Origin of the sequence: Kitasatospora aureofaciens (genome assembly GCF_001188955.3) — a bacterium.
In the GTDB taxonomy this organism is placed as follows: domain Bacteria; phylum Actinomycetota; class Actinomycetes; order Streptomycetales; family Streptomycetaceae; genus Kitasatospora; species Kitasatospora aureofaciens.
The window spans coordinates 77,459-101,366 of the sequence record NZ_JPRF03000014.1; the positions used below are offsets into that span (position 1 = coordinate 77,459).

At 72.0% G+C, this 23,908-nt stretch carries 20 protein-coding genes, 1 pseudogene and 1 riboswitch; of the genes and pseudogenes, 7 read left to right on the forward strand and 14 right to left on the reverse strand.

Going from position 1 to position 23,908, the window contains the following annotated elements; translation table 11 throughout:
• Positions 1-9: 9 nt before the first annotated feature.
• Positions 10-1,083: a right-handed parallel beta-helix repeat-containing protein gene (locus HS99_RS07405; protein WP_030287710.1), complete on the reverse strand. Its 1,074-nt coding sequence runs from the start codon at positions 1,081-1,083 to the stop codon at positions 10-12.
• A 290-nt stretch (positions 1,084-1,373) separates the two neighbouring features.
• Between HS99_RS07405 and HS99_RS07410 the strand changes: the two genes are divergently transcribed.
• Entirely contained in the window at positions 1,374-2,315 is a 942-nt protein-coding gene (locus HS99_RS07410; RefSeq protein WP_030287713.1) for a deoxyribonuclease IV, read from the forward strand.
• A 98-nt stretch (positions 2,316-2,413) separates the two neighbouring features.
• Here HS99_RS07410 and HS99_RS07415 read toward each other — a convergent pair whose 3' ends face one another.
• Positions 2,414-2,641, reverse strand: coding sequence for a hypothetical protein (locus tag HS99_RS07415; RefSeq protein ID WP_030287715.1), 228 nt, complete (start codon positions 2,639-2,641; stop codon positions 2,414-2,416).
• A gap of 416 nt (positions 2,642-3,057) precedes the next feature.
• Here HS99_RS07415 and HS99_RS07420 point away from each other — a divergent pair, with 416 nt between their 5' ends.
• Positions 3,058-4,485, forward strand: coding sequence for an amino acid permease (locus HS99_RS07420; protein WP_030554507.1), 1,428 nt, complete (start codon positions 3,058-3,060; stop codon positions 4,483-4,485).
• Between the two features lie 520 nt (positions 4,486-5,005).
• Here the strand turns inward: HS99_RS07420 and HS99_RS07425 are convergent.
• From HS99_RS07425 to HS99_RS07435, 3 genes are all read right to left on the reverse strand, one after another.
• Positions 5,006-5,980: a hypothetical protein gene (locus HS99_RS07425; RefSeq protein WP_050366401.1), complete on the reverse strand. Its 975-nt coding sequence runs from the start codon at positions 5,978-5,980 to the stop codon at positions 5,006-5,008.
• Positions 5,981-5,994: 14 nt separating this feature from the next.
• Positions 5,995-6,798 (reverse strand): papain-like cysteine protease family protein, encoded by an 804-nt coding sequence (locus HS99_RS07430; protein WP_050366402.1) that lies wholly within the window; start codon positions 6,796-6,798, stop codon positions 5,995-5,997.
• 842 nt (positions 6,799-7,640) lie between these two features.
• Complete coding sequence (locus HS99_RS07435; RefSeq protein WP_030287723.1) at positions 7,641-8,072, reverse strand: aggregation-promoting factor C-terminal-like domain-containing protein; 432 nt, start codon at positions 8,070-8,072, stop codon at positions 7,641-7,643.
• Positions 8,073-8,075: 3 nt separating this feature from the next.
• Positions 8,076-8,238, reverse strand: a riboswitch (cyclic di-AMP (ydaO/yuaA leader).
• A 414-nt stretch (positions 8,239-8,652) separates the two neighbouring features.
• Here HS99_RS07435 and HS99_RS07440 point away from each other — a divergent pair.
• Positions 8,653-9,618 (forward strand): LysR family transcriptional regulator, encoded by a 966-nt coding sequence (locus HS99_RS07440; RefSeq protein WP_030287724.1) that lies wholly within the window; start codon positions 8,653-8,655, stop codon positions 9,616-9,618.
• A gap of 77 nt (positions 9,619-9,695) precedes the next feature.
• Here the strand turns inward: HS99_RS07440 and HS99_RS07445 are convergent, their stop codons facing one another.
• The 9 genes from HS99_RS07445 to HS99_RS07485 all read right to left on the reverse strand — a co-directional run bounded on the left by HS99_RS07445 (position 9,696) and on the right by HS99_RS07485 (position 19,727).
• Entirely contained in the window at positions 9,696-10,298 is a 603-nt protein-coding gene (locus HS99_RS07445) for a metallopeptidase domain-containing protein (RefSeq protein WP_050366403.1), read from the reverse strand.
• A gap of 310 nt (positions 10,299-10,608) precedes the next feature.
• Complete coding sequence (locus HS99_RS07450) at positions 10,609-11,784, reverse strand: M6 family metalloprotease domain-containing protein (protein WP_030554511.1); 1,176 nt, start codon at positions 11,782-11,784, stop codon at positions 10,609-10,611.
• 42 nt (positions 11,785-11,826) lie between these two features.
• The gene (locus tag HS99_RS07455; protein ID WP_232543153.1) at positions 11,827-13,113 is read right to left on the reverse strand and encodes an alpha/beta fold hydrolase; all 1,287 of its coding nucleotides are present in this window, start codon (positions 13,111-13,113) and stop codon (positions 11,827-11,829) included.
• A complete protein-coding gene (locus HS99_RS07460) occupies positions 13,110-14,117 on the reverse strand; it encodes an ABC transporter ATP-binding protein (protein WP_050366404.1) in 1,008 nt (335 codons plus the stop codon). Before HS99_RS07460 ends, HS99_RS07455 begins: the two co-directional genes overlap by 4 nt.
• 26 nt (positions 14,118-14,143) lie before the next feature.
• On the reverse strand, positions 14,144-14,956 hold the full coding sequence (locus HS99_RS07465) for an ABC transporter ATP-binding protein (RefSeq protein WP_050366405.1): 813 nt from the start codon (positions 14,954-14,956) through the stop codon (positions 14,144-14,146).
• A complete protein-coding gene (locus HS99_RS07470) occupies positions 14,953-15,945 on the reverse strand; it encodes an ABC transporter permease (RefSeq protein ID WP_030287736.1) in 993 nt (330 codons plus the stop codon). Before HS99_RS07470 ends, HS99_RS07465 begins: the two co-directional genes overlap by 4 nt.
• Entirely contained in the window at positions 15,942-16,823 is an 882-nt protein-coding gene (locus tag HS99_RS07475) for an ABC transporter permease (protein WP_046385651.1), read from the reverse strand. The genes HS99_RS07470 and HS99_RS07475 overlap by 4 nt, the downstream gene beginning before the upstream one ends.
• On the reverse strand, positions 16,820-18,502 hold the full coding sequence (locus HS99_RS07480) for an ABC transporter substrate-binding protein (protein WP_043480958.1): 1,683 nt from the start codon (positions 18,500-18,502) through the stop codon (positions 16,820-16,822). Before HS99_RS07480 ends, HS99_RS07475 begins: the two co-directional genes overlap by 4 nt.
• 568 nt (positions 18,503-19,070) lie before the next feature.
• A complete protein-coding gene (locus tag HS99_RS07485; protein WP_141763679.1) occupies positions 19,071-19,727 on the reverse strand; it encodes a hypothetical protein in 657 nt (218 codons plus the stop codon).
• A 262-nt stretch (positions 19,728-19,989) separates the two neighbouring features.
• Here HS99_RS07485 and HS99_RS07490 point away from each other — a divergent pair, with 262 nt between their 5' ends.
• The 4 genes and pseudogenes from HS99_RS07490 (at position 19,990) to HS99_RS07500 (ending at position 23,803) form a co-directional block, all read left to right on the forward strand.
• Positions 19,990-21,378: a UDP-N-acetylmuramoyl-tripeptide--D-alanyl-D-alanine ligase gene (locus tag HS99_RS07490; protein WP_030554520.1), complete on the forward strand. Its 1,389-nt coding sequence runs from the start codon at positions 19,990-19,992 to the stop codon at positions 21,376-21,378.
• A 265-nt stretch (positions 21,379-21,643) separates the two neighbouring features.
• Positions 21,644-22,285 carry an L-threonylcarbamoyladenylate synthase gene (locus tag HS99_RS07495; RefSeq protein WP_030554522.1) on the forward strand — a complete coding sequence of 214 codons (642 nt, stop codon included), beginning with the start codon at positions 21,644-21,646 and terminating at the stop codon, positions 22,283-22,285.
• Between the two features lie 161 nt (positions 22,286-22,446).
• A pseudogene (locus tag HS99_RS48365) lies at positions 22,447-23,172 on the forward strand (nucleoside hydrolase); the annotation flags it as partial.
• A 442-nt stretch (positions 23,173-23,614) separates the two neighbouring features.
• A complete protein-coding gene (locus tag HS99_RS07500) occupies positions 23,615-23,803 on the forward strand; it encodes a YegP family protein (protein WP_030287750.1) in 189 nt (62 codons plus the stop codon).
• Positions 23,804-23,908: the final 105 nt, after the last annotated feature.

Genomic DNA, 23,908 nt, shown 5'->3' on the forward strand with positions numbered 1-23,908 from the left:
TCGGGGGCGTCAGCAACGGCCGGACGGCTCGGAGACCGCGCACGTGTTGCGGGTGAAGGTGTTGGCGGTGCCGGTGTCGCGGTCGGCGAGGTCGGCGGGGCTGTTGCCGCTCAGCTTGTTGTTCGTGACGGTCGCCCGGGTGTTGGGGATGCCGACGACGCTCTTGAACAGGACGATGCCGCCGGAGAAGTCCGTGCTGCCGACGTTGTCGTGGACCTCGTTCCCGGTGACCCGGGTGTCCTCGGTCCCGGTGAGCACGATGCCGGCGCCCTGGATGGCGCCGAGGCGGGGGTTGGCCGGGCAGAACTTGTTGTTGGCGACCACCCGGTTCTTCCGGACCTCGAGGTCCCCGGCGCGGGGCACTCCCTCGTCGCCGACCACGAAGACGCCGGCGCAGTTGCCGCTGATCTCGTTGCCCTGGACGGTCAGCGCGCGCAGCCGGCGCACGGTGACGCCGACCCGGTTCCCGCTGAGCTCGTTGCCCTCGACGACGGTGCCCCCGGTGTCGGGCGCGCCGCCCTCGCGGTAGGCGTAGTTGGCGAGGAAGACACCGGACTGGCCGTTGCCGGTGGCGCGGTTGCCGAGGATGGCGGCCTTGGTGGACATCTCCTGGCTGATGCCCTGCTGCCCGTTGTCGTGGACGTAGGTGGCGAGGACGGTCAGGCCGGTGGTGCCGCTGGCGTCGATGCCGTTCTTGGTGAAGCCGGTGACGGCGAGGGCCTCGACGGTGACGTCGGACAGCGGGGCCGCCTCGGTGCCGACCACGCAGACGCCGTGCCCGGCGGTGGCGCAGGCGTTCTCGGTGCCGGTCCCGGGGGTGATCACGCTGGCCGGTCCGGAGCCGCGCAGGGTGAGGCCGGGGGTGGTGATGCGGACGCTGCCGCGGTAGGTGCCCGGGAGCAGTTGGACGGTGTCGCCGGGCTTGGCGGCGTCGACGGCCTGCTGGACCGAATCTCCCGGCTGGACGAGGCGCAGGGTGCCGCCGGCGGCGTGGGCCGCGGGTGCGACGGCCAGGGTGGCGAGGGCAGTGGTCAGGGCGGTGGCGGCTGCGGTGGCCGCGGCGAGGTGATGGACCCGACACATGGACATGAGTGGTGACCTGTCTTTCGGCGCACGGTGGGGCTGGTGGGACTGGTGGGACGGTCGTCGAGTTGTTCGGGGAGCCCGTCCGACCCGCCGTGTGCGGGTGGTGACGGAAGGTGAGTACGGCCGAGTCGACGGTACGGGCGCCCCGGGGGGGCCGCCACCAGGGCTGGGCTACCGGACTGACGGGGCGTCGGCCGCCGGGAGGACGGCCCGGCGTGGCGTGCCCGTCCGGCTGGACGACGGGCCCGCGCGCCGTCGCCGCCCCGGCCCGTGGCATCCTCGGGGGCATGAGCACCGCGCCCGTACCGCCCGCCACCGCCCGCCGCAACCCGATCGGGGCCCACGTCCCGGTGGCCGGCCGCGGCCTGGCCGGGACGGGCCTGGCGTACGCGGAGAAGGTCGGCGCCGAGACCGTACAGGTGTTCGTGGCCAATCCGCGCGGCTGGGCCACTCCGGCCGGCAGTCCGGCGCAGGACGAGGCGTTCCGCGCGGCCTGTGCCGAGCAGGGCATTCCGGCCTGGGTGCACGCGCCGTACCTGATCAACTTCGGCTCGGACAATCCGGCCACCCGGGAGCGCTCGGCCGACTCACTGCGGCACTCGCTGCACCGCGGCCACGCGATCGGCGCGCTCGGTGTCGTGCTGCACACCGGCTCGGCCGTCGGCACGGCCCCCGGCGGCGGCTCGCGCCGGGCCGAGGCGATGGCGCAGGTGCGCGCCGACGTCCGGCCGCTGCTGGACGAGCTGGACGCGCTCGGCGACGACGCGCCCTGGCTGCTGCTGGAACCGACCGCCGGCCAGGGCAGCTCACTCTGCTCGCGGCTGGAGCAGCTGGCCGAGTACCTGGAGGCGCTGGACGGGCACCCCAGGGTGGGCGTCTGCCTGGACACCTGCCACGCCTTCGCCGCCGGGCACGACCTGGCCGTGCCCGGCGGGGTGACGGCCGCGCTGGACGCCCTGGCCTCGGCGGCCGGCCCGGGCCGGCTGCGACTGATCCACGCGAACGACTCGGAGGACGTGGTCGGAGCCCGCAAGGACCGGCACGCCAACATCGGCGCCGGGATGATCGGCGCGGAGCCGTTCCGCGAGCTGTTCGAGCACCCCGAGACGGCCGGGGTGCCGCTGCTGGTGGAGACCCCGGACCGCAAGCACGGCGGGGACGGCACCGGGCACGCGATGGACATCGCGGTGCTGCGGGAGCTGCGCGAGCGGGCGGCCGTTCCGGCCTGAGACCGCTCCTGGCACCGCGGCGGCGGCCCCGGGGCGGGCGGGCAGCACCGAGCCCGGGGGCCGACGGGCGGCCTCCGGGCTCGGGGTGCGGGTGGGGATCAGCAGCCGCAGTCGCTCTCGCTGTCGCTGTGCTCGTGGAAGTTGAACCAGTTGGCGTGCGGGCCGAACAGGCCGACGCCCGCGGAGCCGGACTCCAGGCTCTGGCTGGACTCCTGCGACTGCATCGGCGTGTGGCCCCCCGCCATCGCCGAGGTCGGGACCGCCACGACGGCACCGGCCACGGCAACGATCACGGCGAGCTTGCGGATGTTCCCACGAAGCGACATCTGATGTCCTTTTGGTTCGTCTCTCTGGTCCTCAACCCGGGCCCCCGGACGGCCAGTTCGAGCCGAATCGACGGGCCGGGCGACGCCTCACCGGGAGGCGCCGCGCCAAGGCTGGCACACGAACGCGCAACCGCGGCGCGCGCCGCAACCGGGCTGGGGCATCCGGGTGACACATCTCCCCCGGCCGGAGGAACGCGCCGGACGAAAGCGGTCGTACGCCGTCGTTCCGGGTCGAACGGCCTCTCGGAGTGCGCCGGACGAGTGCCCGTCCGACCGGCGTGCGACCGCAAGTCTTGCGGTGATCCGCCGGGCTGGATGAACAAATCCCGCCGATTTGGCGCAAGGTACCGCCCGGTCCGAGCATGAACGGTCGCTCCACCGAGCACGAGCAGGACCACGAAAGGCGCACCACCCTCATGCAGACCAGCCCCGCCGCGACCCGGCAGGCGACCCGACCGAGCGGCCCGGCAGACCCGGACCCGGTCACCCCCGATCCCGCCCCGGCTCCCGGCCCCGCTCCCGCGAAGGGCCGCCGCTTCGGGCTGGCGACCGCCACCGCGCTGGTGATGGGCAACGTCATCGGCGGCGGCATCTTCATGATCCCGGCCGCCGTGGCGCCGTTCGGGACGGTCAGCCTGCTCGCCTTCGTCGTCCTCACCGTGGGCGCGATCGCGCTGGCGCTGGTCTTCGGGCAGCTCGCCCGCCGCAACCCGCGCACCGGTGGGCCGTACGTCTACGCCCGCGAGGCCTTCGGGGACTTCGCCGGGTTCCTGTCGGCCTGGTCCTACTGGATCACCACCTGGGTCAGCAACGCCGCGCTCGCCGTGGCCGCCGTCGGCTACCTGGACGTGCTGGTGCCGATCGGCCACAACCGCGTGCTGGAGATCACCGCCGCGCTGGCCTTCCAGTGGCTGCCCGCGCTGGCCAACCTGGCCGGCACCCGGTTCGTCGGGGCGGTCCAACTCGTCTCCACCGTCCTGAAGTTCATCCCCCTGCTGCTGGTCTCGGTGGGCGGACTGTTCTTCTTCGACCCGAAGAACATCGGGCCCTTCGACGGCAACGGCCAGGGCTGGATGGGCGGCATGACGGCCGCCGCGGCGATCCTGCTGTTCAGCTACCTGGGCGTGGAGTCGGCCGCGATGAGCGCCGGGCAGGTCCGCGACCCCGAGCGCAACGTCGGCCGGGCCAGCGTGCTCGGCACCAGCGGCGCCGCGGTGGTCTACCTGCTGGGCACGCTCGCGGTGTTCGGAACCGTCGCGCACCAGCGGCTGGTCACCTCCAGCGCGCCGTTCTCGGACGCCATGAACGCCATGTTCGGCGGCACCTGGGGCGGCACGGTGATCGCCGTCGCCGCGCTGATCTCGATGACCGGCGCGCTCAACGGCTGGACCCTGCTGGCCGCCCAGGCGCCGTACGCGGCCGCCAGGGACGGCCTGTTCCCGGCCGCCTTCGGCAAGGAGAAGCGCGGCGTGCCGACCTTCGGCGTGGTCGTCAGCGTCGCCCTGGCCTCGGTGCTGACCGTCGCCAACTTCGCCAGCGGCGCCAAGGGTGCGTTCGACATGCTGGTGCTGGTCACCACCTTCACCGCCGTCGTTCCCTACCTGCTGTCCACCGCCGCCCAGTTGTACTGGCTGGTCCGCGGCGCCACCGACCGGGTCGACGGCGGCCACCTGGTGCGCGACGCCGTCCTCGGCCTCGGCGCCTTCGCCTTCTCCCTCTGGCTGCTCGCCGGCGCCGGGTACGCGGCCGTCTACCAGGGCGTGCTGTTCCTGTTCGCCGGGATCCTGGTGTACGTCTGGCAGGCCGGCCGCCGCCGGGCCCGGCCGGAGGGCGCCGCCCGCTGACGTCCTTGACGGAGGTGGCCCCGGTGCGCGGTGCACCGGGGCCACCTCCCTGGTGTCGGGGCTCGGTCGCCGCCAACGGCCGTTCGCGGAAGCGGTTGACGGCGGGCAGCCCGCGGCATCCGTGGCCCCTGGCCCCACCGTCCGATGCGCCCAACCAGCGAGCGGCGGACCTGGAGTCGACTCCCCCAGGCTCGACCGCGGACCGACACGCGGTGCCCGCGGAGGCCCGGAACGGTCGCTGCGGCACGATGGCCGACCGCCGGATTGTCGCCACTGCGGCTCGGCCGACTCCTGCCACGCTCCCCATGACGCGCGACGACGATGACGACGTGCACCACGCCAACCTGCCGCCGGGAGTACGCCCCGACCGACGAGGACTTGGTCAGGTGCCACACCGAGCCGTACGACCGTGGCGGTTCGTGCCACCGGCAGGCGGGTTCGGCCGGGACGGCTGTCGAGGCACCGGGCGTCCGGGGCGTGCGTCCGCCGCCCGGTGCCTCGTGTGTCACCGTTCGGGGCGTCAGTCCGTCGCTGCGGCGCGGCGGCGACGGCGAAGGCCGAAGCCGGCGGCGCCGGCGGCCAGCACCGCGGCTCCGAGCGCCGGCAGCTGCCAGGACGGCGGGGGCGACTGCTCGGCCGAGGCGGAGTCCGACGAGGTCGTCGGTGTCTGCGTCCCGGCTCGCGCTTCGGGCTGGGCCTGGGGCGGCGTCCCGGCCGCGGATCCGGCCGTGGGCCCGGCCGCGGACCCCGTACCGTCGAACAGACCGAACCCTCCGGCGAGCCCGTTGCGGTCGTAGCCGGACCCGGGGAGCTTGTCCGCGTACCGGCCGGTCACCAGCTTCTGGTAGGCGGCCAGCGGGAGGCTCTGTTTGCCGCCGAGACCCGTGGTGGCCTCGGTGTTGAGCGGTTCGACGTCGGCGCTCGCGGTGAGGCGGTACCAGGCGTGGATCTGCGGCTCGGTGAAGGTGCGGGCACCGGCCGTGGCCCGTTCGGCGAGCGTGAGCTCGTTGTCGCCGTCCCGGATGCCGGCGAGCCGCCAGCCCCCGCCGTTGCCCGGCGGGGCGAGCAGGACGGCGGCCTGGTGGCCGTCGGCCGCGCTCACCCGCGAAGCGAGGTAGGACAGCCTGAGCGCGTTCTGCGGTGTCGGCTGGGCCTTGCCCGTCACGAAGTCCACCGACAGCTCGTACATCGGAACCGGGTCCTTGAGCTCGAACGACGGTGGCGCGGCCACCGCGTTCGGGGTGTTCGGCCGACCGCCCGCACTGCCGCCGTCGGCACCGGTCCCGGTGCCGGGACCGCCGCCGGGCGAGACCGCGGTCCTCGCGGCGCCGAGGAAGCGGGAGACGGTGTCGTGCGTCTGGCCGGAGCGCAGCACCTGCCGGGCGGCGCCGTAGTCGGGGACGTCGCTCCCGCTGTCGGCCCGGGCTGTCGTGGTGGCGGCGCCGACGCTCACGAGCGCGGCGGCGGTGAGGGCAACCGCCTTCAGTGTCCTCATGGTTGGTTGTCTCCTCACGCGTGGATGCCGACCCGCGAGTGGGTCCACTGGAACGAGCCGTTGCTGACGTAGGTGTTGAAGTTCCACCAGGTGTACGTCTGCGTGCTGGGCCACGGATCGCCCACGGCGATCATGTTGCTGGTGCTGTCGTAGCCGTAGATGACGTTCATGTGCCCGCCGCCCGAGGTCCAGCCGATGCGCACCGCGAACGGCCGCCCGTTGGCTATCTCGTTGGTGACCTCGCTGAACGAGGCGTTGCGGTTCAGGTCGTAGCCGCTGTTGCGGAAGCCCATGGCGGACAGGCCGTTGGCCATGTCGTCGAGCGTGGCGGGCCGGTCGTTGCAGTCCAGCCAACGGCCCTGCTGGGCGAGGCGGCAGAAGTCGTACTGGTTGTACTGGTTGTAACCCCAGTAGGTGGCGACCGTCAGGCCGGAGGCGTCCCAGCACCACTCGTCCTGGACCTGCTTCTGCATGGTGATGTCGAGCGCCGTCCAGCTGGTGGGCCGGGTGGAGCCGCAGAGCGGCAGGTTCCCGGTGTCCTCACTGATGAAGGCGTCGGCGATGTAGTAGCCGCCGGACCAGATCCAGCGGTTGTCGTTCTCGACGGTGTCCCCCGTCGTCCGGCAGATCATCGGGATGCGGTCGCCCGGCGCGGCTTGACCGGAGACCCTGGCCGAGAGCGAGGGAAGCACCCGCTCGTTGACGGTGCTGTAGTTCCCCTGCCCCCCGATGACGGTTCCCTTGACCAGGCCCGCCTGGGCCACGGCGCCGATACCCAGCGCGGCCGCACCGGCCAGCACGGCGGCGGTTGCCGCCATGGCCCATCGGCGTGATTTCCTGCGGTGTCTGCTCATGCGTCAGATCTCACTCCCCGTTAGGTGAAACCGAATGCGGGGGAGTCTGGCAGAGCCGCTTCAAAACCGGAACGGAGGAGTCCGGGACGCCTTGCGGCTACGCGCATAGAGGGCGAGGATTCATGAGCCAACAGGCGCCGCACGAGCGCGACTTGGTGAACATCGGGACAATTGGTCTAGTCCACCGTTATTCTATCGTTATCGATCTCGAGATGTCCTTCAGGCTGTGAAATTTCACAGCGTGAGTGCAATGTTACTCACGATGAGGGTTTCAGAAGCGGGGATTCGGAACTCCGAAGAAGCGCTTATGCGAAACGAGCGGCGGGGCGTACGGCGCCCGGCCGAGCCGCTACGGAAGGGGCCGCAGCGTCGACGGCGCCACGCACTCCATGGCCGTCCACCTGCGCAGCCAGGAGACGAGCCCACGCGACATCGCCGCCCGGCTCGTCATCACCACGGCAAGAGGAAATCCGATTCGCCCTGGATGACGAGCGCCGGGACCGGGACAGCGGCTCGGCCCGGTCCCGGTTGCCGTAGGCGCCCATGGCCGGCGACTGCACCAGGGGCCGCCGACCGCAGACAGCGTCGGGCCCGGCCGGAGCGGGGCCCGCCTTGCCAGGTGGCGGGGAAGGACGAGGGCGTCCGGGACCGGCCCCGCGGCATGAATGGTGGGGCCGGACCCGTGTTGTTCGGCCGACCGAGGACGGGGCGACCAGCCACCAGGCCGCCGCGTTACGCGTCAGGGGCGGAGGGGAGCCGCAGAAGGCCCCGCTGCGGCAGATGACACGACCCTGCGGCCACGAGGATCAGTACCAGTGGTGGTTCTGCCAGAAGACCCACGCCTGGTTCGGGCTGCCGTAGCGGCCGTTCATGTACTTCAGCGCCCAGCGCAGCTGGGTGCTGGGGTTGGTTCGCCAGTCGGATCCCGCCGACGCCATCTTGCTGGCGGGAAGGGCCTGCGGCAGACCGTAGGAGCCGGAGCTGGGGTTGGTGGCGTTGACCCTCCAGCCGCTCTCATGAGAGATGATCTGGTCGAACGAGGCCAGCTGGTTGGCCGGCACGATCTGCGCGGCCAGCTTCTGCAGGGCGGCGGGGCTGTTGGCGGTGGCGGCTTCCGCCGAGCCGGCGGAGACGACGGGGACGGCGATGGTGACGCCGGCCATGACGGCGGCGGCGACGGCGCCCTTGAACCGGCGGGCGATCGGGCTGGACAGGCCGAATCGGCTGTTCGCAGACATGCGGTGTTTCCTCTCCCACGCCTACGAGGTGAGCTGTCGGGTTCGGGCTGGAGTTGCCCGGCCGCGCCAAGCGCGACCTCACCCCTAGCGCTGCCCGGACCAGTCCGGGCAGCGCGACTTACCTGTGGTTCCCCCGCTCCTGCCGTGATGCTGGTGTTGCGCGTGCCCGCTCGGCCCGGCGACAGGATTCGGCGTTCCGGAGAGTGGGGTTCGTGTGGGGACGAACGAGAGGAAATGTAAACAAACCATCACACGTACGACAAGGAGATGTGACGCGTCTCACGCTCGGGTTGAACTCGGAGGCCGGCCCACCCGGCCGATGGCGGCGGCTCGCTGTTGGACCTGATGCTCCGCCACTTCGCCCGTTACCCCGGCTCGGTGGGCGTCCAACGGCGGCACGGTGCGCTGAGGCAGCCGTAGGACCGCTGCGCCGACGGCGGTGCCCGCGATGGCGGCCCGGGTCGCCGCCGGGCGGGCCCGTGCAACGGCCGACGCGAGCAGGCCGGCGCAGACCGGCGGTGGCTGGTCCGTTACCGCCAAGCATCTGTTGAAGTGGGCTTGATCTCCATACCATCTCGCCATGGAGCTCGAATTCCGGCACCTCCGGATCATCTGCAGCATCGCGGACTGCGGCAGTCTGACGCGGGCCGCCGCGTCGTTGCGGCTGACCCAGCCCGGCGTCAGTGCGCAGCTGGCGCGGATCGAGCGGGCGCTCGGAGGGGAGCTGTTCAGCCGCGCGCAGTCGGGCGTCATTCCGACCGCATTCGGGGAGGAGGTCCTCAGCCGGGCACGGGCGGTGCTGCCGACCGTCGACGAACTGCTGGAGGTCGCCACTCTCGCCCCGCAGGCGGGCTGGTCACAGCATCGTTTCCGGCTCGGCTCCGTCAACGCTCCGCTACTCGGCGGGTTGATCACCGCGATCAGGTCGCACCATCCGGAGGCCGAGATCAGTACGCGGGGGCAGGGGTGCCCCGTCCCGCTCGTCGAGGCCGTCGCGGGCGGCCGGCTCGAAGCGGCCGTGGTGGGCGACAGCCCCGGGTACGAGCTTGCGCTCCCCGCAGGGGTCGCCGGCGAACCGATAGCCACCGAACCGCTTTTCGTGGCGCTGCCCGCGGCTCATCCGCTTGCGGCGCTGGAGGAGGTTGCGCTGGAGGATCTCGAAGGCGAGGACTGGGCCGCTCCTCGGCCGGACAACGACCGGATCCGTGAGTACTGGTCCAGGACCTTGCTCGTCCTGGGCCGTCGCCTTCGTGTCGTCCACGAGGTGGAAGGTCGGCTCGTCCTGGACCTCGTCCGCAGCGGCCACGCGGTGAGCTTCTGCCAGGCCACCTTCGAGGAGGTGCCGGGCCTCGCCGTACGGCCGATCGTCGGCAATCCGCTCTGGTACCGGCATGTGCTCGCCTGGCACGAGGAGGGACCGCTGGCGTCGCTGCGTCCTTCGCTCGTGCAGACCGTCACCGAGGCGTACTGGACGGCAGCCGCTCGCAGCGCGGTCTACCGGAGCTGGCTTGAGCGCCAGGGAGCCACGGCGCCGGCCCCGGCATGACCCGTGCGGCGCGGCACCGTGGTGGTGCGGTCGATGCGATGTCGTGTCGGCCGCACCGCTCATATACCGTTCCGGCGCTACGCGGTCACCACTTTGTAGGTCCAGACGGTGTCGGTGGACGCGTCGGAGGCGTTGACGTGGATCCGGATGCGGGCCGTGTCGTCCTGGAACCACTGGCCGGGCTGCCAGGTCTGCATGTCCAGCGCGGTGCAGTTCCCGGTGGGTGCGGCGGCGTTGGGGTTGGTGACCACCTGGATCGGCCCGTTGCCAGTGGTGGTGGAGGTGTCGACCTCGTAGATGAGGACACCGGTGGCGCAGGCGTTGGAGTCGTTGTAGGCGACCTTGCGGGACTCGGCGACGTAGGCGGTGGTGGCGCCGGTCCTGATGACAGCCAGCCGGTGGCCGTTCCCGCCGTACTCCAGTCCGGTCAGGGTGGTGGCGTAGGTGTTCGCCGTGTCCAGACAGGACACCTGGCTGTCGGTGATCCAGCCGAACTTCCAGGCCTCCCAGCCGAAGTAGGACGGGGCGGGGCCGGAGATCCTCCCCATGAGGTCCCAGCCGCCGACGTACTGGTCCAGGTCGCCGTTGAAGGCGTAGAGGTCGGGCAGGCCGAAGGTGTGGCCGGTCTCGTGGTCGGCGACCTTGTAGCCCCAGGTCCACATGTCCTGGCCGAAGGTCACCGCCCAGTGGATCGTCACCCAGGTGCCGCAGGGCGAGCAGCGCGGCCAGGGCGAGGACGAGCGCTGCCGGGAGCAGGTGCCGGGGTCTGGCTGAGGGGTCCATGGTGGGGGCCTCCGAAGATGTCGGGCGGCACCAGCGCGGTGTTCGCGCCGCCCGGTTCGGCCGGTATCGGTGTTCCGCGCGCGTTCGCCGTGGCCACGACGGCTCGGCCCACGGCGGTGGAGCTGGTGAACCGTGTCACCGGCTGCCGGTGCGGGCGCGGTTGCCCGGCGGCTTCACGACCCGAGCTGATGGGTGGTCACGCCCGGGTCACTGCTTGGTGACCCGGATGGTGTCGGACACCGGTCCGCGGCGCAGGACGTCGATCCGCACCCCCGTGGCGGGGTCGGTGAAGGACTGGCCGGGCTGGTAGGCGGCCATGTCGAGGGCGGCGCAGCCGGCCGGCGCCGTGGCGCCCGGGTTCCCGTTGACCACCTGGACGGGTCCGTAGCCGGTCTGGGTCGAGGTGTCGACCTTGTAGATGAGCACGCCGGTGGAGCAGGCCGTGTCGTCCGCACCGACGGCCCGGCGGGACTCCGCCACGTACGCGGTCGTGCCGCCGGTCCTCATCACGGCGATCTTGGTGCCGCCGGGGCGTTCGACGGCCTTCAGGCGGACGGTCCGGCTGCCGGTGGCGGGCAGACAGGCGACCTGGCGGTCGTCGATCCAGCCGAACTTCCAGCGCTCCCAGCCGATGTGCTGCGGGGCCGGGCCGGCGATGTTGCCCATCAGGTCCCAGCCGCCGACGTAGCGGTGCACGTCGGTGCCGGTGAAGGCGTAGAGGTCGGGCAGGCCGAAGGTGTGGGAGGTCTCGTGGTCGGCGACCTTGTAGCCCCAGTGGTACATGTCCTGGCCGAAGGTGATCGCCCACTTGATCCGGGTGCCGTTGACGGTGATGCCGGCGGTGGTCGGGTCGTAGAGGTAGGTGGGTGAGAAGCTGATCGCGGAGGCGGACTTGGTGGGGACGATGTAGAGCATGTCGTACTTCGAGAAGTCCACGTACGGGGCGGCGGCCTGGGCGGCCTGCTTCACGTACAGCTCCTGTTGCTCGAAGGTGATGCCTCGTTGGAATCCGTAGGTGGCCGAGGCCTGCGGCATGGTGATCCACCGCTTCAGCGGATCGATGTCGAGCCGGACCCGGCCGTAGGAGTCCTGCTCCATCCACTCCTGCGCGGGGGCGAGTGCGCGGTAGTAGTCGTCCAGGGAGCCGGCGGCCGGCGCGTCCGGGAAGTCGACGAAGAGCATCAGCACGTGTTTGGTGCCGAACGGCTGCTGGAACTGTGTGTGGTCGGTGTTGTGGCCCTCGTCCGTCCAGCCGGTCTTCCCGGGCAGGGCGCAGTCGGAGGCCGGCGCGGTGGTGGTGGGCTGGGCGGTGTCCGCCAGGGCCGGGGTGGCGGCGACCAGGAGCGTCGCGGCCAGGGCGGCGGCGAGGGACCGGAGTCTCATCTCTTCGTTCCTTCCCTACGGCAGGTGTGGGGTGGCGGGTGATCAGGCGCGGTCGGCGGCGAGGTCCATCAGGCGGGCGAGGACGCGGTCGCCGGAGGCGGTGACCCCGTCGTGCTCCCACTCGTTGGTGACCCAGGTGCGCAGGGAGCCGACCGCGCGGGCGGTGCGGAGCGACAGGCCGGCGTCGACGTACATGTCGTCGTGGTAGACGGCTGCGGCGACCGGAACCCGGTTGGCGGCGAGCCGGACCGGGTCGTACAGGGCGGTCCAGTCGGTGCGTTCGGCGAGCAGGTGGACGGCCTCGGCGAACGGGCGCAGCCCGGCGATCTCCGCGAACATCCACGGGTAGAACATCTCGCCGGTGAACAGCAGCGGGTCGGCGTCCTCGGCGAACTCGGGGCGGTCGGCCATGGCCCGGGCGGCGGCCCAGCCGGTGGCTGCGCCCGGGTGGCCGTAGATGGTCTCCTGGAGGACCGCGAAGAGCGGGTTGTCCGTGAAGCCGGTCAGGTTCGCCACCTGGTGCAGGAAGGTGGCCGCGAGCTCGCCGTCCGATTCGAGGGCCTGGTCGAGGAGCCAGTGCAGGCGTTCGAAGCCGTCGCCCATGCCGAGCACCAGACCAAGGGTGCGCAGGCGCCGGACTGTCAGCCAATCGCCGTCGGGCAGTTGCGCGGCACGCTGAGCGAGCCGGTCGGCGATCCGGCGGACGAGCGGCCGGTCCTGCGGGTAGCGCGCGTAGTAGGTGTTCACCTTGTCGCGCACGCGGGGATAGGTGGCGGCGTAGACGTCATGGGCGGCGGCGTCGAGGCCGGGCAGGCCGCCGGTGACGTAGCAGGCGCGCAGGCCTTCGGGGGCGAAGGAGAGGTAGCTGAGGGTGACGAATCCGCCGTAGCTCTGCCCGAGGGTCTCCCAGCGTTCGCCCTCGCCGCACAGCTGGCGGCGAATCAGTTCGGCGTCGGCGACGATCGAGTCCGCGCGGAAGCGGGCGAGGTGGTGGGCCAGTCCACTACCGGAACCGAACCGCTCCGCCGCGCGAGCGGTGATCGGGGTGGAGCGGCCGGTGCCACGCTGGTCCAGCAGAAGCACCCGGTGAGTCCTGAGCGCATGGCCCAGCCAGCCGGCCGTGGCGTTCATCGGACGGGGCGACTTTCCGCCCGGGCCGCCCTGGAGGTAGAGCAGCCAGGGCAGCGGGTCGTGGGCCCGTGCCGGGTCGACGACCTCCCGCGCGAACACCTCGATCGTTCCCTGTCCGGGTTCGGCGTGGTCGAGCGGCACGGTGAAGACGTGGTCGGTCACGGCGAGGCCGGGCAGCCGGTACTGGGCGCGGATCACGGCGTCCTCTCGGGGTAGTGGCAGGCGACCTGCTGTCCGAGTGCGATCGTCCGCAGTTGCGGACGTTCGGCGGCGCAGAGTTCGTCGGCCTTGAGGCAACGGGTGCGGAAGCGGCAGCCGCTGGGCGGGTCCAGCGGACTGGGCAGGTCGCCGTGGAGCACGATCCGCTCCCGGGAGGCCTCCAGGTCCGGGTCGGGCAGGGGCACGGCGGACAGCAGCGCGTGGGTGTACGGGTGCGCGGGTTGGGCGAACAGGGTGTCGCGGTCGGCGGTTTCGACGACCGAGCCGAGGTACATCACGGCAATCCGGGTGCTGATCTGGCGCACGGCGCCGAGGTCGTGCGCGATGAACAGGTAGCTCAGCCCGTACTCGTCCTGGAGGTCCCTGAGCAGGTTGAGGATCTGCGCCTGGACCGACACGTCGAGTGCCGAGACCGGCTCATCGCACACCACCAGCTTCGGCCGCAGGGCCAACGCCCTTGCGATCCCGATGCGTTGAGCCTGGCCGCCGGAGAACTCGTGCGGGTGCCGGTCGGCGTGCCCGGCCTCCAACCCAACCCGGGCGAGCAGTTCCTCGGCCGGTTGGTCGGGCTCCAGACCCTGGTAGCGGTAGGCACCGGCGAGGATCTGCCGGACGGTGTGTCGGGGGTTGAGGGAGGAGAAGGGGTCCTGGAAGACCATCTGCAGGTCGCGCCGGAGCGGGCGCAGAGCCGTCTCGTTCAGCCCGGCGAGGTCGCGCGCGGCGAAGTGGATGCTGCCCGAAGTGGGGCGCTCCAGGCGGGTGATCAGCTTGGCGACGGTGGACTTGCCGCAGCCGGATTCGCCGACCAGACCGAGGGTCTCTCCGGGCCCGACGGTCAGGGAGACGCCGTCGACGGCCGCGACGTGACCGGCCAACCGCTGGGTCAGGCCGTGGCGTACCGGGAACCGCTTGACCAGGTTCCGCACCTCCAGCAGGGGGCTGCGGTCGGCTGCCCGCTCGTCACGCTGGTCGTCCTCGTCCACGGTGCCCCTCCTGATGGCTCGCTCCTTCATGTGATCGCCCCGAGGGTGGGCAGCCGGTCGGGCAGGGGCCCGTCGATGCGCGGAACACAGGCCAGCAGGCCTCGGGTGTACGGCTCCTGTGGGCGGTGGAAGACGTCCCGGACCGGGCCGCGCTCGACCGCGCGACCCTGGTGCATCACCACGACCTGGTCGGCCAGTCCGGCGACCACGCCCATGTCGTGGGTGATCAGCATGATCGCCGTGCCGGCCTCCTCCCGCAGCTCGCGCAGCAGTTGGAGGATCTGTGCCTGCACGGTGACGTCCAGCGCGGTGGTCGGTTCGTCGGCGATCAGCAGGTCCGGTTCCAGGCAGAGCGCCATCGCGATCATCACCCGCTGGCGCATGCCGCCGGAGAACTCGTGCGGGTAGCAGCGGGCGCGCCGTTCCGGTTCGGGGATGCCGACCCGGTCCAGCATGCGCACCGCGACCCGGTGCGCCTGTTTGCGTCCGGCACGGTGGTGGGCGCGGTACGCCTCGGCGATCTGGAACGCCACCGAGTAGTACGGGTTGAGGCAGGACAGCGGGTCCTGGAAGATCATGGCGATCCGGTTGCCGCGCAGTCGACGGAGCGCGCGCCGGTCGAGCGCGGTCAGCTCCTGCCCGTCGAAGCGGATCTCGCCGCTGACCTGGGCGTCGCGCAGCAGGCCGAGGACGGCGAGGCTGGTGACGGACTTGCCGCTGCCGGACTCGCCGACCACGCCGAGTACTCGGCCGGTGTCCAGGTCGAGGTCGAGGCCGTCCACGGCGCGGACGCCGGAGCGGAACTCCACAGCCAGGTCACGTACGGTCAGCAGGGTCATCCGACGGCCCTCACTCTCGGGTCGAGGACGGCGTAGACCAGGTCCACCAGCAGGTTGGCGAGCACCACGAAGGAGGCCGCGAACAGCGTCACGCCGAGGATCACGGGCTGGTCGGCGGAGGAGATGGCATCGGCCGCGAGCTTGCCGACACCCGGCAGGCCGAAGACGGACTCGGTGATCAGTGCGCCGCCGAGCAGCGCGCCCAGGTCCATGCCGAAGATCGTCACGATCGGCATCAGGGCGGGCCGCAGGGCGTGCCGCCGCACGACCGTGATCTCGGGCAGGCCCTTGGCGCGGGCGGTGCGGACGTAGTTCTGGCCGAGGCTCTCCAGCATCTCGCCCCGGGTGACCCTGGCGTAGATCCCGGCGTACAGCATGGCGAGGGTGATCCAGGGCATCACCATCGACTGCGCCCAGCCCACCGGATCGGTGGTGAGCGGCTCGACCTGCGGGTAGGGCAGCAGGTCGAGCTGCACCACCAGCAGGTACTGCAGCACCAGGGCGGTGAAGTAGATCGGCAGCGACACACCGCCGAGGGCGGCCGTCATCGCGGCCCGGTCCCACAGGCTTCCGCACCTCAGCGCGGACACCACGCCGGCCGCCACTCCGACGGCGAGCCACAGCACGGCGGCCCCGACGGCGATCGAGAAGCTGGCGGGCAGCCGGCTGGTGAGCATCTGCCACACCGGCTGGTTGGTCTGGAAGCTGAACCCCAGACACGGGAAGGGGCAGTTGACGGCGTGCTCGCCAGTGCCGTAGGTGCGCCCCGAGACGATGCCGGTCAGGTAGTCGCCGAACTGGCTGAGCGGCGAGTGGTTCAGCCCGAGGGTGGTGCGGATCTCCGTGATCCGCTCCGGGCTGCACGCCTTGCCGCAGGCGCCCTGGGCGGGGTCGGCGGGCATCAGGTAGAAGATGGCGAAGGTGGCGGCGCAGATCACCAGCAGGATGGCCGCCGTGACGGCCAGTCTGCGCAGCAGGTAGAGGATCATCGTCGCTGGCTCCGGGGGTCGAGCGCGTCGCGGACGGCGTCGCCGAGCACGTTGAAGGCGAGCACGGTGACGAACAGGAAGACGCCGGGGATGAGGAAGTAGGCGGGGTCGGAGGCGTACCAGGGCACGGCGGTGGCGATCATCTGCCCCCAGGACGGGGTGGGGGCCTGGACACCCACGCCGAGGAAGGACAGGCCCGCCTCGGTCGCGATGTAGCCGGGGATCGACATGGTCGCCACCACCAGCACCGGCCCGGTCAGGTTCGGCAGCACCTCGCGCACCAGCAGCGCCCGCCGGGAGGCCCCGAGCACCCGGGCCGCCGCCACGAACTCGCCCCGAGCGAGCACCATCGCCTGCCCGCGCACGATCCGCCCGACATACGGCCAGCCGAAGAAGCCGAGCACCACGACCAGCAGAAGCCGGCGGTCCGTGCCGGGCGCGGCGGAGATCAGCGCGATCATGAAGATCAGGCTGGGGAAGGACAGCAGCAGGTCCATGGTGCGCCCGATCACGGTGTCGACCCAGCCGCCGAAGAAGCCGGCGACCAGGCCCAGCGCCGTTCCCAGCAGTACCGACAGCACGGTGGCGAGCACCGCGATCAGCAGTGACACCTGTGCGCCGTACACCACCCGGGCCAGCACGTCCCGGCCGTTGACCGGCTCCACGCCCAGCCAGTGCCGGGCGCTGATTCCGCCGGCGGCACCGCGCGGCAGGCCACCGAGCCCCGGGTCCACGGCATCACCGTGGAAGGCGGTCGGCGAGCTTCCGGCGATCCAGGTGATCAGCGGCGCGGCCACCGCGAGCAGGACCAACCCGGCCACCACGGCGAACGCCAGGGCCGCCGACCGCTGGGACACCAGCTTTCGGATCACGGTCACTTGCGCAGCCCCAGGGAGACCAGGTCGAGCCGGCCGACGTAGGCTACGTGCCCGTACGCGCCCGCGACGTTCCCGCCGACCAGGATCGGCGCCTTGTCCCACAGGAACGGCACCACCGGGGCGTCCTGCATGATCTGCTGGGCGAGCTGCCCGTACGCCGCCTGGGCCGCCGCCGGGTCGCCGATCGCGGCGATCTTGTCGATCTGAGCCTCCACGGCCGGGGAGTCGTACTGCGCGTAGTCGTTGTTGCCCTGGCTGGTGATCAGCCGACCGTCGAAGACGATCGGCAGGTAGGTCGATGCGCCCGGCCAGTCCGGGGACCAGCCGGCGATCACCAGGTCGTGTTCCTGGGAGGTGTTGCCGACCGTGCTGTAGAAGGCGGAGGAGCTGATCTCGTTGATCTTCACGCTGATGCCCGCCCGGCCGAGCGAGGCCTGCACCGCCTCGGCCTGCGCCTTGCCGGCCGCCGAGGCGGGCGCGTCGAGGGTCAGGGTGAGGTCGGAGGCGTGGCCCGCCTCGGCGAGCAGCGCCTTGGCCCTGTCCGGATCGCCCCTGCCGTCCTTGCTCGGGTAGGGGTCCTCGGTCTGGTAGCCGAGGGACGGCGGCAGCAGGCTGGTCGCCAGGTCGCCGGCGATCGGCCCGCCACGGGTGGTGCGAAGGGCGTCCTTGTCCAGCGCGTAGGCGATGGCCTGGCGCACGCGGACGTCGTCCAGCGGCTTGTGCCTGGTGTTGATGCTCAGGTACCGGGTGTTGATCGAGTCGCCGGTGACCAGCCGGCTCTTCAGCTGCGGATCGGTCAGCACCCGCCCCACCGATGCCGGGCCGATGGGCTCCATCGCGACGGCGTTCGCGTCCTCCCCCTGTCCGGCGATCAGCCGCTGGTCGACCACCGCCGTGTCCAGGCCCAGGTCGATGACGACCTTGTCGGGCAGTCCCTTGCGGACGGTGTCGGTGGCCGGATCCCAGTTGGTGTTGCGGACCAGGGTGAGCCGCTTCTTGGGATCGAAGCTGTCGATCTTGTAGGGGCCGGAGGAGAACGGCCTGGAGTCGTAGGTGACGCCGGTGTCCTTGTCCTGCGGCACCGGAGCGAACATCGGCAGCGACACCGCCGAGCCGAAGTCGGCCACCGGGCGGTTGAGGTGGAAGACGACGGTGCTGTCGTCCGGGGCCTCGATCGAGGCCAGCCCGGCCGGATCCTTGTACGGCCCCTTGTAGCTCTCGCCACCCGCCAACCACATCCGGGCATACGGCGGCCCTTCAGGAAGCTCGGCGGCGAAGGTTCGCTCCACCCCGTACTTGACGTCCCTGCTGGTGATCGGGCGGCCGTCCTCGAACTTCGCTCCGGGCTTGAGGGTGAAGGTCCAGGTCTTCGCGCCGTCACTGGGGCGGCCGGTGTCGGTGGCCAGGTCCGGCACGACCTTCCCGCCCGCCTGTCCGGGCGCGGCGGCGAAGGTGGTCAGCGTCCGGTAGATCAGCCGGCTCACGTCCTCGGAGGACGTGACGTAGTTGCGCGCCGGGTCCAGGTGCTCCAGGTCAAGGGTGGACAGCACGTGCAGCGTGCCACCCTTCACCGCTACCGCGTTCGCCCCCGCTGCGCCGCCACCGCCGCCCGTACAGCCGGCAACCGACACCAGCCCCAGGGCCGCGCCGAGGGCCAGCCCGATCCTTGCGTGTCTCACTTCTCCTCCATGCATGATGTGACATTTCATGCGTGGGAGGAGATTGACCGACCGGACGGCCTCACAGAAGATCCCAGCTCACCATCACATCGTGTTATGGAGCGTCGGCACCACGCGTGACAGTGGAGGAAGGCCGCGGCCCCGACGCGCAGGGTCCACGCTCCGGGGCGCGTGTGGGCGGTCGCGGCCGGGCAGGTCACCGAGGATGCGGGCCGGGCGAACAAGGCGGCCCTGGCCGCCGCCGTCGCGGACTTCCGGGCCGGCCGGCACGTCGGTCGACGAACACGCCCTCGCCCCGGCCGCGGTCGCGGCGCTGCACGAGTTCGCCCGCTCCTGGAGCGTCTGCGACAGCCATCCGACCGCAGCGCGGCGAGCACCACGCGCTGCTCCGGCTCGTACGGAACCACGCCCGCCGCCTGACCGGCGGCGCAGGTACGAAACAGCGTTCTCGGTCGTCGGCCGCTCGCGCTGCCCCTTGCGTCGCCGGCGGAGTAGGCCGGCCTCGGAAGGGTGCCCCGCCCGGCGCGGCGGCCGAGGGCGGACAGTAGCCTGCGACCATGAGGCACGGTCAGGGCTGCCTGCTCCGGGCGGCGGGGCTCGCGACGCCGGAGGCGGTTTCCGTGGGCAGGGCGGAGCGCTCCGCGGTGGGCGCGCCGCCTCCGGGGGCCAGGGACGGCGAGGCACCCGACGTCGTGCCCGCGGTGGGCGAGGGGGAGCCGGGAGTCTGCGATGCGACGCCTCCCCCGGGGGACGGCGAGGCCGCGCTGACAACGGAGGCGTTGACCGTGCCGCGCCCCGCACGGGCGAAGGTGAAGGTGACCAGCTCGTAAGTGCCGGGGCTGACGTTGCCCGAGACCTGCACCTCGGGTTGCCCCGGTGCTCCCACCAGGACCGGCTCCCCGGGCGGGAGGGTGATGCCCGCCCCACCTCCCCCCGCCGGTGCACTGCCGGCGCCCGCCAGGCTGACCGCCGTCAGGGTGTCGGGTTCCGCGCCCGGGTTGAGGATGTACGCCGCCAGCGTGGCGGACCCGCTACCGCCGGGGCCCGCGACCAGTCGTACGTCGCGCAGTTCGAGGTCACCGATGTCGGCGTTGGCGTTGTCCGGCGCGATCCGGTACGTCTCCGCATCGGGGCCGGCCGCGCAGGCCGCCGTCGAGGTCGTCAGCAGCAGCAGAACGGCGGAACGCACCACGGCGCTGCGACGCGGGACGGATTGGGCTCTCATTCGGGGATCCTCCAGGCATCCGGTTCCAAGACCGCCATGTTTTCCCCGCTCACCATCCGTGCACGCCGTCCCTCACCCGGCCGCCCGCACACTTCCAGTGGCGACCGACGCCGCGCACCTGATGCCGCTCGTGGGCCTCGGCGCCACCCTCGGCGACACGACCCGGTGACTCACGCACGCTGTGCGGGGCAGCCGTTAGCGTCGAACGCACCCCCTGGCCCGAAACGAGGGGCGGGGACGTGCCGACGGATCGGAGCCCAACGTGGTCCCCATGACCCTGCACGAGATCGCCCAGGCCGTCGGGGGCGCCCTGCACGACGCCGTCGATCCGGTCGCGGTGGTGGACCGGCCCGGGGTCATCGACTCGCGGCTGGTGGAGCCGGGAGCGCTGTTCATCGCGCTGCCGGGCGAGCACACGGACGGGCACCGGTTCGCCGAGGCCGCTGTCCGCGCCGGGGCGACGGGCGTGCTGGCGGCCCGGCCGGTCGGGGTGCCGGCGATCGTGGTGGCGGACGTCCAGGCCGCGATGGGCGCGCTGGCCCGCGCGGTGCTCGACCGGCTGAAGGCACCGACCGTGATCGGGCTGACCGGCTCGGCCGGAAAGACCAGCACCAAGGACCTGCTGGCCCAAGTGCTGGAGACCATCGACACCACGGTGGCAACCCCGCTGTCGTACAACGGCGAGATCGGCCTGCCGCTGACCGTCTTCCGGGCGGACGAGGACACCCGCCTGCTGGTGCTGGAGATGGGAGCGCGCGGTGCCGGGCACATCAAGTACCTGACGGGGATCGTCCCGCCGAAGGTCGGCCTGGTGCTGAACGTCGGGACCGCGCACGTGGGCGAGTTCGGCGGCGGGAAGGAGTCGATCGCCGCCGCGAAGGGCGAACTCGTCGAGGCCCTGCCCGCCGACGGCCTGGCGGTGCTCAACGCCGACGACCCCTACGTCATGTCGATGGCCCCCCGCACCGTCGCGCCCGTCCTGACCTTCGGCGTCAAGACCGGGGACGTCCGCGCCTGCGGCATCGAACTGGACGCCGCAGGCCGGCCGTCGTTCACCCTCACGTACCGCGGCCAGAGCGCCCCCGTGAAGCTGGGGCTGCACGGCGCCCACCACGTCTCCAACGCCACCGCAGCCGCCGCGGTGGCCGTCGGACTGGGCGCGAGCCTGCGGCAGACCGCCGACGCGCTGGCCGGCGCCCGGCAGCTGACGCCCGGCCGGATGGACATCACTGACCGCCCCGACGGCGTGACGGTCATCGACGACGCGTTCAACGCCAACCCGGAATCCATGGCCGCCGCCCTCGCGGCACTGACCGCCATCGCCGGTGGGCGAAGGACGGTCGCGGTGCTGGGCGAGATGCGCGAACTCGGCGCGCAGTCCGGGGACCACCACGCGCGGCTCGGCCGGCTCGTCGCCGACAGCGGCATCCACCACCTGATCGCGGTCGGCGACCAGGATGCCGCCCTGGTCCACGCCACGGCTGCCGAAGGCGGCGTCAACGCCACGCTGGTCCCCGACCGCGACGCCGCCCTCGACCTGCTGCTGGCGTACCTGAAGCCCGGCGACGTGGTGCTGGTGAAGGGTTCCCACAGCACCGGGCTGGAGGAGACCGCGCTGCACCTGGCCGAACCCGACGCCACACGCGGCTGAGTGGCGAACTCCCGCGTCTGCCGAGTGCACACGCCCCCACGGCGCCCGGCCGCCGCCGCGGACCGCCGGGGCCCGCTCCGACCGGCCCGACACGCGTTCTGTGGATGCCGGTCTGTAGTGAACAGGCCCGGCGCCGCGCGCAGGCCGTGCGCCGCATCGCGTCCGGGCCGTCGCCGGGGACCAGGCCGAGCGGCGCAACGATAACCTTCTGGCGACGCCCGTCCGGCAAGGGCCGCGGGATCGGGCCGGCCAGGATGGAGGATGGATGTCTGCTTTCAACTGCTCGAAGCCAGCGGAGCGTGCCGCGGGTCTGCGCGAGGCGGTGGCGGCGGTACGGCGCGGTGAACTGGTCGTCCTGCCCACCGACACCGTGTACGGCATCGGAGCCGACGCCTTCGCACCGGCGGCCGTCGCCCGGCTGCTGGAGGCCAAGGGACGCGGACGGAACATGCCCTCTCCGGTGCTGGTCGGCTCCTTGGCCGATCTGGACGCCCTGGTGGACGACCTGCCGCAAGTCGCGCGGGAGTTGGTGGCCGCGTTCTGGCCGGGCGGGCTGACCGTGGTCGCCCGCCACAAGCCGTCGCTCGCCTGGGACCTCGGCGACACCTCGGGAACGGTCGCCGTGCGCATGCCCGACCACCCGGTCGCCCTCGACCTGCTCAGGGCGACCGGACCGCTGGCTGTCTCCAGCGCGAACCTGACCGGTAAGCCGTCCCCGCAGGACTGCGGCTCCGCCCAGGGCATGCTCGGCGACGCTGTCGCCGTCTACCTGGACGGCGGGCCCACCGAAGCCGCGGTGCCGTCCTCGATCGTCGACGTCACCGGCGAGGTGCCGGTCCTGGTGCGCGCGGGCGCGATCAGCGCGATGCGGCTGCGCGAGGTCGCCCCGGGCCTGCGGGAGCGCTGAACGTCACGTGGCCGTGCCGGCCGGCACGGCCACGCCACGGGCGGTGACCAGACGCGCGGCGTACCGGAGCTGCCGGGCTGGTTCGATGCGCCGATATTCCGTTGGTGACGCACCGTCGGATCGGTACGGTCGCGGGCATGGCAATCCCGATCGTGTTCGATATGGAGACCGGAGACCCCGACGACGTCTTCACCCTGTGCGCCCTCGCGACCCATCCGTGGGCACGCCTGGTGGCCGTGACGGTCATGCCCGGATCGGATGAGCAGGTCGGCATCGTCAAGCACCTGCTCGGGCGCCTCGGGGTGAGCGCGCCGGTCGGCGCGCACCGGCCCGGCGCCGACGTGAAGCCGGTGTCGGGCTTCCACCGCCGATGGCTTGGCAAGGTTCCGGCTCGCGAACCCGATGCCGAGGCCTGGCAGCTGCTGCGGGACGCCTTCTCCAGCGGGGACGCGACGCTGCTCACGGGGGCGCCGCCGAAGAATCCCGGCGTGCTCCTGGAGCGGGAACCGGACGTGCGCATCGCCCGCTGGGTCGCGCAGGGCGGCTTCGCCGGCGACTCCGTCGTCCCGCCCGAACACCGTCTCCCCAAATTCGAGGGACGCGAGACCTGCCCGACGTTCAACTTCAACGGCGCTCCGGCCGCCGCGTTGAAGCTGCTGGAATCGCCCCACGTCGGTGAGCGGGTGCTCGTCTCGAAGAACGTCTGCCACGGCGTCGTCTACGACGGCGCGATGCACGCCGCCCTGTCGGCGCGGCGACTCACACCCGGGATGGCGCTCGTGCGGGAGGGCATGGGGGTCTACCTGGCCAAGCGCCGCGCCGGCAAGGCCTTTCACGACCCGCTCGCGGCGGCCGTGGCCCTCGACGAATCCGTCTGCGCGTTCCGCGAGGTCGAGGTGTACCGCGAGCGCGGCGCCTGGGGTGCACGTCCGGCCGGCCGGCACCCGGACGCGGATCTCGGTCTCGGTCGACCACGCCCGATTCCTGGACGTCCTCACGGCTACCGGCTGACGGCCCGCGATTGCGGCACGCAGGAAGAAGGCCTGGGCCTCACCGTTCGCGGTGAGGCCCAGGCCTTCTTCGTGCACCGTGTCGCCCGGTCGCTCGACAAGGCCCGGGAGGCGACCGGGCGGCGTTACCGCACAACGGGGTGGACTGCCCCCGGCCGGATGTGCACCGGATGTGCGCCGGGTTCGCGAGCACCTGACCCGAACGGCTCAGGTGGTCAGGGGCCCGCTGACTCGGATGCCTCACCCGGCGGGCGGCGCAACGAGGTTGGACCTACCGTGCGGTGCGAGGGGGTTACCCGAGCGAGAGGTGTCGACTGGCATGGCTGGAAAATTCGAGCTGTACAAGGACGAGAGCGGGATGCACCGGTTCCGGCTCAAGGCGAGCAACGGGTCCATCGTGGTGACCGGCGACCCGCAGGAGAGCAAGGACGACTGCCTGAAGAGCATCGAGTCGATCCGCAAGCTCGCGCCGTACGCGGAGCTCAAGGAGACGGCCGGATCGTCCTGAGGTTCGGACAGCGCTCGATGCGCGGGTCGGTGGTGCAAATCGCCGACCCGCGTTCGCTTGTACGACAGATCCCTTTGGCCGGGTGCACGCCGGGCGCGGACACAA